At 70.9% G+C, this 14560-nt stretch carries 12 protein-coding genes; 3 read left to right on the top strand and 9 right to left on the bottom strand.

The features are described from left to right. Window positions 1–194: 194 nt before the first annotated feature. A complete protein-coding gene (locus tag ACFO6Q_RS08805; RefSeq protein ID WP_380020276.1) occupies window positions 195–1466 on the bottom strand; it encodes an MFS transporter in 1272 nt (423 codons plus the stop codon). A 122-nt stretch (window positions 1467–1588) separates the two neighbouring features. Here ACFO6Q_RS08805 and ACFO6Q_RS08810 point away from each other — a divergent pair, with 122 nt between their 5' ends. Further along, window positions 1589–2194, top strand: coding sequence for a TetR/AcrR family transcriptional regulator (locus ACFO6Q_RS08810; RefSeq protein ID WP_380020278.1), 606 nt, complete (start codon window positions 1589–1591; stop codon window positions 2192–2194). Window positions 2195–2209: 15 nt separating this feature from the next. On the opposite strand, the gene dacB is transcribed toward ACFO6Q_RS08810, so the two are convergent. The 7 genes from dacB to ACFO6Q_RS08845 all read right to left on the bottom strand — a co-directional run bounded on the left by dacB (window position 2210) and on the right by ACFO6Q_RS08845 (window position 12486). Continuing rightward, entirely contained in the window at window positions 2210–3712 is a 1503-nt protein-coding gene (gene dacB, locus ACFO6Q_RS08815; RefSeq protein WP_380020279.1) for a D-alanyl-D-alanine carboxypeptidase/D-alanyl-D-alanine endopeptidase, read from the bottom strand. Window positions 3713–3724: 12 nt separating this feature from the next. Further along, window positions 3725–5080: a replication-associated recombination protein A gene (locus tag ACFO6Q_RS08820; protein ID WP_380020280.1), complete on the bottom strand. Its 1356-nt coding sequence runs from the start codon at window positions 5078–5080 to the stop codon at window positions 3725–3727. A gap of 284 nt (window positions 5081–5364) precedes the next feature. Next, window positions 5365–6261 (bottom strand): cation diffusion facilitator family transporter, encoded by an 897-nt coding sequence (locus ACFO6Q_RS08825; protein ID WP_380020281.1) that lies wholly within the window; start codon window positions 6259–6261, stop codon window positions 5365–5367. A 25-nt stretch (window positions 6262–6286) separates the two neighbouring features. Then, complete coding sequence (locus ACFO6Q_RS08830; protein ID WP_380020282.1) at window positions 6287–9394, bottom strand: efflux RND transporter permease subunit; 3108 nt, start codon at window positions 9392–9394, stop codon at window positions 6287–6289. A 219-nt stretch (window positions 9395–9613) separates the two neighbouring features. Next, window positions 9614–10786: an efflux RND transporter periplasmic adaptor subunit gene (locus tag ACFO6Q_RS08835; protein WP_380020284.1), complete on the bottom strand. Its 1173-nt coding sequence runs from the start codon at window positions 10784–10786 to the stop codon at window positions 9614–9616. An 11-nt stretch (window positions 10787–10797) separates the two neighbouring features. Continuing rightward, window positions 10798–12051, bottom strand: a complete 1254-nt coding sequence (locus ACFO6Q_RS08840; protein WP_380020285.1) for a TolC family protein — start codon at window positions 12049–12051, stop codon at window positions 10798–10800. 57 nt (window positions 12052–12108) lie between these two features. Beyond that, window positions 12109–12486 carry a hypothetical protein gene (locus ACFO6Q_RS08845; RefSeq protein ID WP_380020287.1) on the bottom strand — a complete coding sequence of 126 codons (378 nt, stop codon included), beginning with the start codon at window positions 12484–12486 and terminating at the stop codon, window positions 12109–12111. 107 nt (window positions 12487–12593) lie between these two features. Here ACFO6Q_RS08845 and ACFO6Q_RS08850 point away from each other — a divergent pair, with 107 nt between their 5' ends. Further along, window positions 12594–13166 carry an arsinothricin resistance N-acetyltransferase ArsN1 family B gene (locus ACFO6Q_RS08850; RefSeq protein WP_380020288.1) on the top strand — a complete coding sequence of 191 codons (573 nt, stop codon included), beginning with the start codon at window positions 12594–12596 and terminating at the stop codon, window positions 13164–13166. Here the strand turns inward: ACFO6Q_RS08850 and lolA are convergent. Further along, the gene (gene lolA / locus ACFO6Q_RS08855; protein WP_380020724.1) at window positions 13148–13807 is read right to left on the bottom strand and encodes an outer membrane lipoprotein periplasmic chaperone LolA; all 660 of its coding nucleotides are present in this window, start codon (window positions 13805–13807) and stop codon (window positions 13148–13150) included. The genes ACFO6Q_RS08850 and lolA overlap by 19 nt on opposite strands. 114 nt (window positions 13808–13921) lie before the next feature. Here lolA and ACFO6Q_RS08860 point away from each other — a divergent pair, with 114 nt between their 5' ends. Then, the gene (locus ACFO6Q_RS08860) at window positions 13922–14536 is read left to right on the top strand and encodes a hypothetical protein (protein ID WP_380020738.1); all 615 of its coding nucleotides are present in this window, start codon (window positions 13922–13924) and stop codon (window positions 14534–14536) included. Window positions 14537–14560: the final 24 nt, after the last annotated feature.

The following is a 14560-nucleotide window of genomic DNA, read 5'->3' on the forward strand; positions in this document are numbered from 1 at the left end:
CTTCGCCTCGACCGGGCATGCGGCGGCACCTTACGTGGAGTGCCGCATTATGGCGTTGGTCGGGGCGGTGAAGAAGAAGCGTTTCTCGCAAAGGCGCAGAGAACGCAGAGAGAGAAGAAGAGCTAAAGAGGGAACTCCCTTGTCTTTCTCCGCGTCCTCTGCGTCTCTGCGAGAAAAATCTCTCTTGAACGCCGTCAGGCGACGGCAAGCCGTCCGGGCCGCGCGCCGCGAACCTGCAGGGCGAGCAAAGCGGCGATCAGGCCGGTGCCGCCGGCGATGAGGAAGGCGTAGAAGTAGTCGCCCTGCACCGTGCGCATCGCGCCGGCGAAGAACGCCGCAGCCGCCGCGCCGAGCTGGTGACCGGCGACGATCCAGCCGAACACGACCGGGGCCTCGCGTTCGCCGAAGGATTCGTTGGCGAGCTTGAGCGTCGGCGGCACGGTGGCGATCCAGTCCAGCCCGTAGAAGACCGTGAACACGCCGAGGCTGTAGAACGAGAAGTCGGAGAACGGCAGGAACATCAGCGACAGTCCGCGCAGGCCGTAGTAGACGAACAGCAGCTTGCGCGGGTCGTAGCGGTCGGTCAGCCAGCCCGACAGCGTGGTGCCGATCAGGTCGAACGCGCCCATCGCGGCGAGCAGGCCGGCGGCCTGCACTTCGGCCAGCCCGCGATCGCTGCACAGCGCGATGAAGTGCGTGCCGATCAGCCCGTTGGTGGTGAAGCCGCAGATGAAGAAGGTGCCGATGAGAAACCAGAAATCGCGCTTTCCGGTGGCGCGGGCGAGCGCGCCGAACGCCGCCTGCAGCAGGCCGGTCGCCGGCGGTCCGGCAACCGCCGGCGCATCCGCCGCCGCGCCGTAGGGGCGCAGGCCGACGTCCGCCGGGCGTTCGGGAACCAGCCACAGCGCGAGCGGAATCAGCGCCGCGCAGGCGGCGGCGACCGCCCACACCACCGGTCTCCAGCCGCCGGACTCGGCCAGCGCCGCCAGCAGCGGCATGAAGATCAGGGTGCCGGTGGCCGTGCTCGCGGTCAGCAGGCCCATCATCAGGCCGCGGTTCGTCGTGAACCAGCGATTCACCACGGCCGCGCCGAGCACCACCGCGACGCAGCCGGCGCCGACGCCCGACAGCACGCCCCAGGTCAGCATCAGGTGCGCCGGCCGCGTCATCGCCGAGCTGGCGGCGGTGGAGACCGCCATCAGCGCCAGCGCCGCGACCAGCACTCGGCGGATGCCGAAGCGCTGCATCAGCGCGGCGGCGAACGGCCCGGCCAGGCCGTACAGGAAGATGCCGATCGCCGCCGACAGCGAGATCACGTCGCGGCTCCAGCCGAACGCGCGCTCCAGCGGCACGATCATCACGCCCGGCGCGGAGCGCAGCCCGGCCGCGACCAGCAGCGCGAGGAAGACGACGCCGGCGACGACGTAGGCGTAGTTCTGGCCCAGCTTCCTGGCGAGCGCTATCATGTTACGTACCGGTACGTTCGGGAAACGGATGTTACTGACCGGTACGTATCAAGGTCAAGCGGGAAGGTTTTCCCGCCGCCAATGCGCGCAGACGCGCCTACCCCAGCCATCGGAAAGCGAACGTGACCGCCAGCAAGACCAAGCCGAAGACCGCGAGCTCCGGGACGCCGCGCGCGATCGACCGCATCCGCGCCGTCGCCGACGAGATGTTCTACCGCGAAGGCATCCGCGCGATCGGCGTGGACGAGATCGTCAGCCGCGCCGGCGTGACCAAGCCGAGCCTCTACCGCAGTTTCGCCTCGAAGGACGAACTCGCCGCCGCGTACCTCAGGAGCTACGACGACCTGCTCTGCCGCCGCTTCGACGACGCCGGCGTCGGCCGCGAAAACGATCCGCGCGGGCATCTGTTCGCCTACCTGGAAGGCCTCGCCGGCCGCGCGGCGAAGCCGGGCTATCGCGGCTGCGGCCTGACCAATGCGGCGATCGAGTACCCGCAGGCCGACCATCCCGCGCGCAAGGTCGCCGACGCCAGCAAGCGCGCGTTCCGCGCCCGCCTCGTCGCGATGGCGAAGGCGATGGGCGCCGACGATCCGCAGGCGCTCGGCGACGGCCTGCTGCTGCTGATCGAAGGCACCTACAGCAGCGGCCAGCTGTTCGGCCGCGGCGGTCCGGCGAAATCTCTCGTCGCCAACGCGCGGCGGCTGATCGACGCCAGCGTTTCGCGCTGACGCCCGGCGGCGCCGTCAGAGCGCTTCGACGACGATCCGCGCGACCTCGTCGAGCTCGGCGCTGGCGCGCACCGCGTCGGCGTCGCGCAGGTAGTTGTTGAGGATCACCGCGAAGGCGATGCGCTCGCCCTTGGCGCTGACCGCGTAGCCGGCCAGCGAGGCGACCTGCGCCATCGCGCCGGTCTTGGCGAACACCTTGCCGCGCCCGGGCAGGTCGCGCAGGCGGCCGCTCAGCGTGCCGTCGACGCCCGCTTCCGGCAGCGCGCCGCGGAACGCGCGCTTGGCCGGATCGTCGGCGTGCGCCCGCAGCAGCTTCACGAACGCCGCCGCCGAGGACAGATTGCGGCGCGACAACCCGGCACCGTCGTCGAGGCTGACCGCCTCCGGCGCGATGCCGAGGCGGTCCAGATAACGCCGCATCGCCGTCATCGCGAACTGCCCGGTCGAACGGAACGGCGCGTCGGCCGCGTTCGCGCCGGACCGCTCCGCCTCCGCCGCGCCGACCATCAGCAGCAGGTTCTGCATGTACAGGTTCTGCGACAGCTTGAAGCCGCGCCGCAGGACCTCGCCGAGCGGCGGCGAGACGACGTCGCCGACCGTCCACGCCTTGTCCGCATCGCGCAGCGCGTCGCGCTGCGGCCACGACACGCTGCGCAGCTTGCCGCCGACCTCGATGCCGTAGTCGCCCAGCGCGCGCTGCAGCGCGTAGCCGGCCATCAGCGGCGGATCGGGCAGCGACAGGCGGTAGTCCGTTTCCGCCGCGCGCGCGGACACCGGTCCGAACGCGCTCAGGCGCCGCTCGCCGGGACGCCGCACCAGGCTGACGTCGCTGCGCTGCGGCGGCGCCACGGTGCGCAGTTCGTTGTCCAGCTCGAAGGCCTGGCCCATCCAGTCCGGCTCGAAGCGCAGCAGCGCCGGAGCGCCGACGCGGCCGCCCGGTTTCACGTACAGGCGCGCGAGGTTCTCGCCGACCGACAGCGCCGACGCCGGCACGCCGAACCAGCTCTGCAGGTCCGCCGCTTCCCAGCCGCCGCCGTAGCTCGGCGCGGAAAAATACGTCGCGTCGGCGACGAGGTCGCCATCGATTCTGCGCACGCCGGCCTTGCGCAGGCCGTCGGCGAGACGGCCGGCCCAGTCCGGGCTGGCCTCCGTGCCGAGCGTCGGATCGCCGCGGCCCTGCAGGATCAGGTCGCCGTGCAGGGTGCCGTCGCGTGCCGGTCGCGCCGTCGCCAGCAGTCGCGTGGAAACGCGGTAGTCGGCGCCGAAGGTCTCCAGCGCCAGCGCGCCGGTGTACAGCTTGGCGGTCGAGGCCGGTACCAGCAGGCGGTTCGCGTCGCGCTCGTACAGCGTCCGGCCGCTGTCGATCGAGACGACCTGGATGCTCCAGCTCGCTGCGGCGAAGCGCGGCGCGGCGACGTGCGCGTCGATGCGCTGCTGCAGACTCGCCGGCGCGGGCTCGGCCTGCGCGGCGAAGGCGACGGCGGCCAGCAGGCCGCCCAGCAATGTCAGTGTCCTCATCCTTGCCGCCGCTCAGTCCTCGCGCCGTTCGCGCCGGGCGACGGCGCGGCGCTGGCGCAGGTCCAGCAGCTTCTCGCGAAACTTGCCTTCCAGGCCGCGCTCGGTCGGCGTGTAGAAACTGGTTTCGGCGAGTGCGTCCGGCAGCAGTTGCTGGTCGAGCGCGACGCCGCCGGCGGCGTCGTGGTCGTACTGGTAGCCCTTGCCGTAGCCGAGCCCCTTCATCAGCTTGGTCGGCGCGTTGCGCAGGTGTAGCGGCGCCTCCAGCGTGCCGGTTTCGCGCACGACGCCCTTGACCTGGTTGAACGCCATGTAGGCGGCGTTGCTCTTCGGCGCGACGGCGAGGTAGATCGCCAGCTCCGCCAGGCCGAGTTCGCCTTCCGGGCTGCCGAGGCGGTCGTAGGTGTCCCAGGCGTCCAGCGCCATGCGCCACGCGCGCGGATCGGCCAGGCCGATGTCCTCGACCGCCATGCGCGCCAGGCGGCGCGCGAGGTAGAGCGGATCGCAGCCGCCGTCGAGCATGCGCGTCAGCCAGTACAGCGCGGCGTCCGGATCGGACGAGCGCACCGACTTGTGCAGCGCCGAAATCTGGTCGTAGAACTGCTCGCCGCCCTTGTCGAAGCGGCGCGTGCGGTCGGCCAGCACCTGCGCCAGCGTCGCCTCGTCGACGACGCCGCCCTGGCCGAGTTCGGCGGCGATCTCCAGGAACGTCAGCGCGCGCCGCACGTCGCCGTCGGCGGCCTGCGCCATCGTCGCCAGCGCCGCCTCGTCGACGACGATGCCGCTGCCGCCCAGCCCGCGTTCCTGGTCGGCCAGCGCGCGCTTGAGCGCGGCGACGATCGCCTCGGCCGGCACCGCCTCCAGCACGTGCACGCGGCAGCGCGACAGCAGCGCCGAGTTCAGCTCGAACGACGGGTTCTCCGTGGTCGCGCCGATGAATACGATCACGCCGCGCTCGATGTGCGGCAGGAAGGCGTCCTGCTGCACCTTGTTGAACCGATGCACCTCGTCGACGAACAGCACCGTGCGCACGCCCTGCGCGTAGCGCGTCTCGGCCTCGGCCAGCGCGGCGCGCACGTCCGGCAGGCCGGAGAGCACGGCCGAGATCGCGCGGAACTCGGCGTCGGCGTAGCGCGCGAGCAGCAGGGCCAGCGTGGTCTTGCCGCAGCCGGGCGGCCCCCACAGGATCATCGAATGCACGTGGCCGGCTTCGATCGCGCGGCGCAGCGGCGTGTCCGCACCGAGCAGGCGCGTCTGCCCGACGATCTCGTCGAGCGAGCGCGGCCGCATGCGTTCGGCCAGGGGCTTCAAGGCTTCGGATTCGGCGAACAGGCCGGGAGCGGCGGTGGTCGGGGACTTGCGGCGGGACATGCCGCGATCATACGTGTTCGCGCCGCGCGGGAGGACCCGGGTGCCGGGGCGCGCATCCCTCACCCGAAGCGCTGCGCGCTTCGACCTCTCCCGCGAGCGGGAGAGGTGAAAACATTCCCTTCTCCCGAGGAGAGAGGGCGGCCGGGCTTTTCTCCCTCTCCCGCAAGCGGGAGAGGTGAAGACATTCCCTTCTCCCGAAGAGAGATGGCGGCCGGGCTTTCCTCCCTCTCCCGCTTGCGGGAGAGGGCCGGTGTGAGGGAGGCGTGTGCAGCCTGCCGGTCAATTCACTCGCGAGCGCAGTCGCTGCCGCAGTCCGCGCGCTCGATCTGGATCGTCGCGTGCTCGATGCCGAACAGTTCGCGCAGCTCCGCGGCGAGCGCGCGACGGATCGCCTCGGCGTCGGCATCCGCGCGCTCGAGCACCACGTGCACGGTCAGCACCGTCCGCTTCGACGCCAGCGCCCAGGCGTGCAGGTCGTGCACCTGCGCGACGTCGCCGCGGGCCAGGATGACGCGGCGCACGGCGTCGAGATCCAACCCGCCCGGCACACCCTGCATCAGGATGTTGCCGGCCTCGCGCAGCAGGGTCCAGGTACGCGGCAGCACCCACAGGCCGATCAGCGCGGCGATGACCGGATCGGCCAGCGTCCAGCCGGTCGCCAGGATGATCGCCGCGGCGGCGATCACGCCGACCGAGCCGAGCATGTCGCTCCACACTTCCAGGTAGGCGCCCTTGACGTTCAGGCTCTCGCCGCTGCCGGCGGCGAGCAGGCGCATCGAGACGAGGTTGACCAGCAGCCCGAGCACGGCGATCACGAGCATGCCGGCCGAGGCGACCGGCGGCGGCTCGCGGAAGCGGCCGACCGCCTCCCACAGGATGTAGGCGGCGACGACGAACAGCAGGCCGCCGTTGACCAGCGCGCCGAGCGCTTCCATGCGCGCGTAGCCGTAGGTGCGTCTGGCGTCCGGCAGGCGCCGGCTCAGGCGCACGGCGACCAGCGAGATCGCCAGCGCGATCACGTCGGTGCCCATGTGCGCCGCGTCGGACAGCAGGGCCAGGCTGTTGGTCAGCAGGCCGCCGACGACTTCGGCGACGAGGAACGTCGCGGTCAGCGCGAACGCCCACCACAGCGGCTTCTCGTGGCTGTTCGCGGCGATGCCGTGGTCGTGTCCGGCGCTCATCGCCGCCCTCCCCGGCGCTGCGTCTTCATGTCGCGCCCTCCTTCTTCGCATCGCGCGATTCCAGCCATTCGTACAGCACCGGCAGCAGGATCAGCGTGAGCAGGGTCGAGCTGATCAGGCCGCCGACCACCACGGTCGCCAGCGGCCGCTGCGTCTCGGCGCCGACGCCGCTGGACAGCAGCATCGGCACCAGGCCGAGGATCGCCACGCTGGCCGTCATCAGCACCGGCCGCAGGCGCAGCGCGGTGCCCTGCAGCACCGCCTCGCGCGGGCTGCGCCCCTTCTCGCGCAGCTCGTTGAGGAAGCTGACCAGCACGATGCCGTTGAGCATCGCCACGCCGAACACGGCGATGAAGCCGATCGCCGACGGCACCGACAGGTACTGCCCGGTGACGAACAGCGCGACCAGGCCGCCGATCGTCGCGAACGGCACGTTGGCGAGGATCAGCGTGGCGTAGCGGATCGAGTTGAACGCGGTGTACAGCAGCACGAAGATGAAGAAGATCGTGACCGGCACGATGACCGACAGCTTGGCCAGCGCGCGCTGCTGGTTCTCGAACGCGCCGCCCCATTCGGTCCAGTAGCCGCTGGGCAGCTTCACCGCCTGCGCCACGGCCGCGTTCGCCTCGTTGACGAAGCCGTCGATGTCGCGGCCGCGCACGTCCATCTGGATCACCGCGTAGCGCTGCAGCTGCTCGCGCCGCACGAAGGAATAGCCTTCGGCGATGCCGACCTCGGCCACCGCCGACAGCGGCACGATCGCGCCGGCGGCGGACTTCAGCGGAATCCGCCGCAGGTCCTCGACCGAGCGGCGCGTGTCGTCGTCCAGCCGCACCGCGATGTCGAAGCGGCGCACGCCGTCGAGCAGCACGCTGACCGGCTCGCCGCCGAGGCCGTTGCGCACGACGGTCAGCACCGCTTCGGCGTTCATGCCGTAGCGAGCCAGCGCGTCGCGGTTCACCGCGATGCGGATCTGCGGCTTGCCGACGTTCGCCTCCAGCGACAGGTCGGTGACGCCGGGCACCTTCGCCAGCACGTCCTTGATGCGGCCGCTGAGGCGATCGAGTTCGGCCAGGTCCGTGCCGTACAGCTTCAGCGCCAGCGTCGCGCGCACGCCGGAGATCAGCTCCTCCACGCGCATCTGGATCGGCTGCGTGTAGCCCGGCACCACGTTCGGCACCTTCTTCTCCAGCGCCTCCTGCATCGCGTCTTCGAGCTGCTTGATGCTGCGGCCGGTCTTCCATTCCTCCGGCGGCTTGAGCGCGGTGTAGATCTCCATGTAGTTGACGTCGGCGGTCTCGCCCTTCTCGGCGCGGCCGATCATCGCCAGGGTGCTGTCGACTTCCGGGAACTCCTTGAACGCGTCGGCGATGACCTTGCTGGTGCGGATCGATTCGTCCAGCGAGGTCGACGGAATGCCGGTCACGCGCCACATGATCGAGCCTTCCTGCAGCTGCGGCATGAATTCCTTGCCGAGGAACGGAAACAGCGAAAGGCTCGCGACCAGCGCCGCGACGGCGATCGCGACCACGCCCTTGCGATGCGCCAGCGCCTTCTCCAGCAGCGGGCGGTACACGCGCTTGATCCTCGCCACCAGCCAGGTGTCGCGCTCCTCCTTGGGCTTGAGGATCAGCGAGGCCAGCACCGGGATCAGGGTCAGGCTCAGGACCAGCGAACCGGCCATCGCGAAGGCGATGTTGAAGGCCATCGGCTTGAACATCTTGCCCTCGAGTCCGTCGAGGCTGAACAGCGGCAGGAACACCACGATGATGATCAGGATCGCGAACGCGATCGGATTGGCCACTTCCTTCGCCGCGGCCAGCACGGCCGACGTCCGGTCGACGGACTCGCCGTGCTCCTTGCGCTCGGCCATGATGCGGAACGCGTTCTCGACCATCACCACCGCGCCGTCGACCATCATGCCGATGCCGATCGCCAGGCCCGCCAGCGACATCAGGTTCGCCGACAGGCCGAACTGGCCCATGCCGATGAAGGCGATCAGCATCGCCAGCGGCAGGGTGACGATGACCACCAGTGCGGATCGCAGCTCGCCCAGGAACAGGAACAGGATCAGCGCGACCAGCAGCGAACCTTCGACCAGCGCGCGCGTGGCGGTGCCGACGGCCTTGTTGACCAGGTCCGTGCGCTCGTAGATCGGCAACAGCCGCATGCCCTCGGGCAGCGCGCTGCGCACCACGTCGAGCTTGCTCTTGACCGCCTCGACGACGTTCTTCGCGTTCTCGCCGATGCGCGCCAGCGCCATGCCGAGCACGACCTCCTCGCCGTCGCGCGTGACCGCGCCGAAGCGCGGTGCCGGCGCCTCGACCACCTCGGCGACGTCGCGCAGGTACACCGGCACGCCGTCCTCGGCCTTCAGCACGATCGCGCCGATGTCGGCCGTGCTCGCCAGCAGGCCGAGGCCGCGCACCAGGAACTGCTCGCGGCCGACGTCCATCACGTTGCCGCCGACCTGGCCGTTGTTGGCCGGCAGCGCCTGGATCACGTCCTCGAAGCCGAGCCCGCGCGCGTACAGCTTCTGCGGATCGATGCGCACCTGGAACTGGCGCTCGCCGCCGCCCCAGGAGCTGACGTCGTCGACGCCCTTGGCGGTGCGCAGGATCAGGCGCACCGTCCATTCCTGCCAGGTGCGCAGGTCCATGTCGCTGATCTGCTCGCGGCTGACGCCCGGCGCGCGCTCGACCGTGTACCAGAACACCTGGCCCAGGCCCGAGGTGTTCGGGCCCATGCCCGGCTTGCCGTAGCCTTCCGGCAGGCGGTCGCCGATTTCCTGCAGGCGCTCGTTGACGAGCTGGCGCGCGAAATAGATGTCCATGTCGTCGTCGAAGTAGACCGACACGTAGGACAGCCCGAACAGGCTGACCGAGCGGATCTCCTGCACCTTCGGCAGGCCGGCCAGCGCCGATTCAACCGGCGTGGTCAGCAGCAGCTCGACGTCCTCGGCGGCCAGACCGGGCGATTCGGTGTAGACGTTGACCTGCGCCGGCGTCACGTCCGGGAACGCGTCGATCGGCACGTCACGCACCGCGCCCGCGCCGAGGAACGCGACCACGCCGAACGCGATCAGCACGAGGAATTTGTAGCGCAGGGAGAGTTCGACGAGGCGGTTCAGCATGCTGCACCTCGCGGCATCGTTCTCCACGAGGCCGAGTCGCGGCGTTTTCCTTCTCCCGCAAGCGGGAGAAGGTGCCGAAGGCGGATGAGGGAAACCGGAGTGGGGCGCCACACTCCGAAAGCCCTCACCCGCGCCTCCGGCGCGACCTCTCCCGCAAGCGGGAGAGGTGAAGCCGGAGCGCGTGTTCCGGATACGAAGCGGTATCGCAAGCGTCCGCCATCAATGCCCATGACCTTCCCCCAACTGCGCCTTCAGCAGCTGCGCCTTCATCTCGAACGCGCCCTCGACGACGATGGTGTCGCCGGCCTTGAGTCCTTCGCGGACCACGGTGGCGTCGCCGATCACCTCGCCGGTGCGCACCGGCACCGGCGCGAACGCGCCGGCGTCGTCGCGGCGGAACACCACCGTCTCGCCGTCCATCTGCACCAGCGCGCTGCTCGGCACGCCCAGGGCCTGCGCCGCCTGGCCCGCCTCGGCGTCGAGGAAGACCTCGACATAGTCGCCGCCGTGCAGGCGGTCCTCGGCGTTGGGCACTTCGATGCGCACGACCGCATTGCGCGTGGCCTCGGACGTGCGGTGCGCGCTGCGCATGACCTTGCCGCTCATGCGCGCGCCGCCGGCGACGATCGTGGCCGTGCTGCCGACCGGCACCCGCGCGACCGTGCCGGCCGGCAGCTTGGCGTCGACCCACACGACCGATTCGTCGACCAGTCGATACAGGGCGCGGCCCGGCTCGATGCGCTCGCCGACCACGAAGCTGTCTTCGGTGATGCGCCCGGCGTGCGGGGCGGCCAGCGTGAACTGGCCGTTCGCGCCGCCGCTGGCCGCACCCGGCAGGCCGTACGCCTGCGCCTTCGCGCGGGCGCGATCGAGTGCGATCTTCGCCTCGGAAATGCGCCGGCCGGCGACGGCTTCGCGGCCGAGCGCGGACACGCGCTTCCATTCCTGCTCGGCCACGCGCAATTCCGCCTGCGCGTCGGAAACCTCGACGCTGGTCAGCGTGACCAGCGGCGTCCCCGCCGCGACCTCGTCGCCGAGCTTGGCGTGGCGGCGCACGACCAGCGACACGACGCGCGGCGTGATCAAGGTGGTGCCGTACGCGTCGTCGAGCACTTCGCCCGGCGCACGCAGCTGCTCGCCGGCCAGGGCCTGCGCGACTTCGGCGGTGCGGATGCCGGCTGCCTGCAAGGCCGCGGCGTCCATGCGCACCACGCGCTCGCCCTCGCCTTCTTCGTGGCCATCTTTTTCGGCGGCATGCCCGTCCGGCGACGCCTTCGCGCCGGCCTGGGTTTCGTCGTGCGCGGCCGGCGCGGCCGGCTGCGGCGATCTCGAGCAGGCGGACAGGGCGAGTGCCGCGACGGCGCTCATCAGGATCGTTCGAATCGGTGTCATCGTCGGCATGCTCATCGGGTGGATTCCAGGCCGACCCAGCGCTCGAACCGGTTGCCGGCGACGAGGTAATCGGCGTAGTTGCGCCACAGGCGCGCTTCCAGCTCGGCGCCCGCCAGCGCGGTGTCGAGCGTCTGCTTGATCTGCAGCAGGTAGTCGGTGGTGGACAGTTCGCCCTCGCGCCACGATTTCTCCAGCAGCTGCGCGCGCCGTTCGATCTCGGTGCCGCGGCTGCTCTTCCAGCTGCGCCACGCGGCGAGCGTCGCGGCGTAGCTGTCGACCGCCTTGCGCCGCTGCGCGGAGAGCTCCATCGCGACGCGCTCGGTCTCCGCCGCGGAAGCCTCGGCGTCGGCGCGCGCGGCGACGACTTCGGCGCGATGGTCGTTGCGCAGGAACAGCGGAATGCTGACCGAGACGCCGAACACGTCGTCCTTCAGGCCGTTCTCTCCGTAGCGGATGCGTCCGCCGCCGACGTTCACGGTCGGGTCGGCGATGCGATTGCGTTCGGCCACCACAATCTCGCGCTCGGCCGCGCCGCGCACCGCCTCGGCGATCAGCCATTCGGGCAGTTGCTGCAGCGATTCCTCGCCGAGCGGTTCCGCGGCCGGCAGCGCGGACGAATCGGGCAGCTCGCCGGCCGTGGCGGGTTCTCCGCCCAACGCGCGCAGGCGGCTCTCGGCCTCGGCCCGCTCGGCGACGAGCACCGACTGCGCGGCCTCGGCCTCGTCGCGCGCCAGCGCGGCGACGTCACGGTCGAGGCCGGAGATGTCGTCGGCGTCGAACTGCTTCACCGCGAGGTCGGCGAAGCGCGTCATCGAGGCGACGCGACGCTCGCCGGTCTTCACGCGCCGGTCGGACGCGTTCCAGTCGATCCAGGCGTCGAACCAGCGGCGCGCGAAATCGCGCCGCTGCAGCTGCGCCTGGGCTTCGGACAGGCTCAGCTTCGCCGCCGCAGCGTCGCGGCGCGCGTAGCGCTTGCCGCTCAGGTCGAGCGTGAGCGCGACGCCGGCGGAACTGGTGCGATCCGGCCCCTCGCCGCTGCGCGACAGCTCCAGCTCGGGGTTGTACAGCGGCTTGGCGGCGGCTTCCAGGCGCGCCTGCGCCGCCGCCAGCTGCGCCTGCACGGCGCGCTGGTTCGGATGCTTCTGCCACGCGCTCTGCAGCGCGGCACGCAGGGTTTCCGGCGCCGTCGCGGACGCCGAATGCACGTCGCGCGCGGCGACGGCAAGACACAACGCGGCAGCCAACGCCGCCGATGAACGGAACATGGATTTCCTCCAGACAGAACCGGGAGCGATCCGCGCACGGACCGCGACTGACGAAGGTCAGGCGGCTATCGGAGGACGCAGCAGGTTGGAGGAACGCACGTCGACCGCCGGGCGCGCGGCGGCGACGGGCATCGGCGAGGCCGGCTCGAAGAAGAGCGCGAGGAACGCGTCGGCCGGCAGGGCCGGGGCATGGCCGCAGCAGTGCACGGCGTGCAGCAGGTCGTGCAGCAGCGCACCGCCTTCGCCGCGGTCCGGCGCCGCGCCCGCGTCCAGGTCGGCAACGCCGCCGGCGTCGGCCGGCGACGTCGCGGCGTGCGCCAGATCGTGCAGATCGCAGGCGAACACCATCGCCGGCTGGATCACCAGGCACAACAGCAGCAACGCCACCGCGAAGGCGCGGCAGCGATGTCCCGATGTGCGGATCCAGGCGATCATCCGGCAAGACTAGCCGGCCGGTCGCACGCTACACAATTACGCTTGCGCGCCGCGCGCGGCGACTTCCATACTCGGCGCGCGCAAGCGCCCCGCACCGACCCACCTGCATGACGCCGATCTACCGACTCGCCACGCCCGCCGACGCCGCCGCACTCGCGGCGATCTACGCGCCCTACGTGCGCGACACCGTGGTCACCTTCGAGACGGAAGTACCGGACGCCGGCGAATTCGCCCAGCGCATCGCGCGGATCGGCGCCGCCTATCCGTGGCTGCTGGCCGAACTCGGCGGCGAAGCGGTCGGCTACGCCTATGCGAGCGAATACCGCACGCGGCGCGCCTATCGATGGAGCGTGGAAGTCACCGTCTACCTGGCCGATGCGGCGCGACGCCGCGGCATCGGCCGCGGCCTCTACGCCAGGCTGTTCGAGCTGCTGCGCGCGCAGGGCTACGTCAACGCGTACGGCGTGGTGACGCTGCCGAACGCCGCCAGCGTCGGCCTGCACGAGGCGATGGGATTCGCGCCGATCGGCGTGCACCGCCACACCGGCTACAAGCACGGCGCCTGGCACGACGTCGGCTGGTGGCAGCGGGTCCTGCGCGAGCCGCCGTCGCCGCCGGACGAGCCGCTGCCGTTCGCCCACCTCGACGCGGCGATCGTGCGTCAGTCCTTGATCGGATAGACGTCGGCGTCGGGCTTGAGGTCGCCGATCACGTCGACGCCTTCGGGCGGCGTGAACTTGAACGTCGCCGCCGGCAGGTTCGCGTTGCGCTTCCAGTCGGCGAAGCGGATCTCGGTGGTGTTGCCGAGCTGGTCCCTGAAGCGCATGCGCACCAGGCTCGTCGCGTCGAAGCCGAGTTCGGCGTACTCGAATTCCGGCTCCTTCGCCTTGGAGGTCAGCTTCAGCCAGGCCAGGCCCTCGCGTTCGCCGCCCTCGGCCGCGTTGAACTGGCTGTCCAGCTGCGACAGGTCGGTCAGCACGGTCAGCGGGCTGTGCGCCTCCTCCGAACTCTGGTTGCGCACCGACACCTGCTGCAGGTCCGGTTCGTAGATCCACACGCGCCGGCCGTCGGCGACGATGGTCTGCTGGTAAGGCTGCGTCGTTTCCCAGCGGAACTGCCGCGGCGCTTCCAGCGACAGCGTACCGCGCGATTCGTCGCCGCGACGGTCGTTGGCGTCGGTGACGGTCTGGCTGAACTGCGCGGTGACCGAGCGCAGCCCCTTGGAGAACGCTTCCATGCGCGCACGCGCGGAGTCGGCGGCGTGGGCGGCGAGGCAGAACGGCAGCAGCAGCGACAGGGCGAGCAGACGCATGGACGGGATCCGCGGCGGAAACGGGAGGCGATTATCCGCGCTGCGGCTGAACGCTGCACGGACCGACGCCGCCCGCCGCTGTGCCAGAATCGCGCGCGTCTCCTTCCGTCCCGGGGTTTTCCGATGTCCGCCGCTCGCCGCCTGCTCGCCGCTTCGTGTCTCGCCCTGCTGTCGGCCTCCGCCGGCGTCGACGCCGCGGTGGTGTGCAGCGCGCAGCAGGACATCGACGTTCCGCAGGACGGCGAAGGCGTCTACCTCAACTTCGTCACCGGCGTGCACGCCGGCAGCGAAGGCGCCGTGCCCGGGTTCGACTTCGACCCCTACGCCGCGCAGTCCAGCAATCCGGCCAACCAGCTGAAGTTCTACTGGGGTTCGTCCGCCAACGGCGGCGGCGGCGTCGCCAGTGCCGGCGACGTCTACGCCGTGCTCGCTCCCGGCGACACGATCGGCGCGGCATCGCTGTTCACGCGCGCCGGCTTCACCGGCGACACCTCGGCCTGGCAGGCCGGCATCGACGGCTATCTCGGCGTGCGCTTCACCAACGAAGCGACGACTGCGATCAACTACGGCTGGGTGCGCCTGTCGACCACGGCGCCGCTGGGTTTTCCGGCGACCATCGTCGAGTGGTGCTACGAGGACGGCGGCGGCGACATCGAGATCGCCGCCGAACCGGCCGACGCGATCTTCTGCGACGGTTTCGACGAGACGGCCTGCACCGCCGGTGCGGGCGGCGGATGATCCGCGCCGCCCGCCCGCGGCCTC

The organism is Dokdonella ginsengisoli, assembly GCF_042652785.1.
GTDB lineage: Bacteria > Pseudomonadota > Gammaproteobacteria > Xanthomonadales > Rhodanobacteraceae > Dokdonella_A > Dokdonella_A ginsengisoli.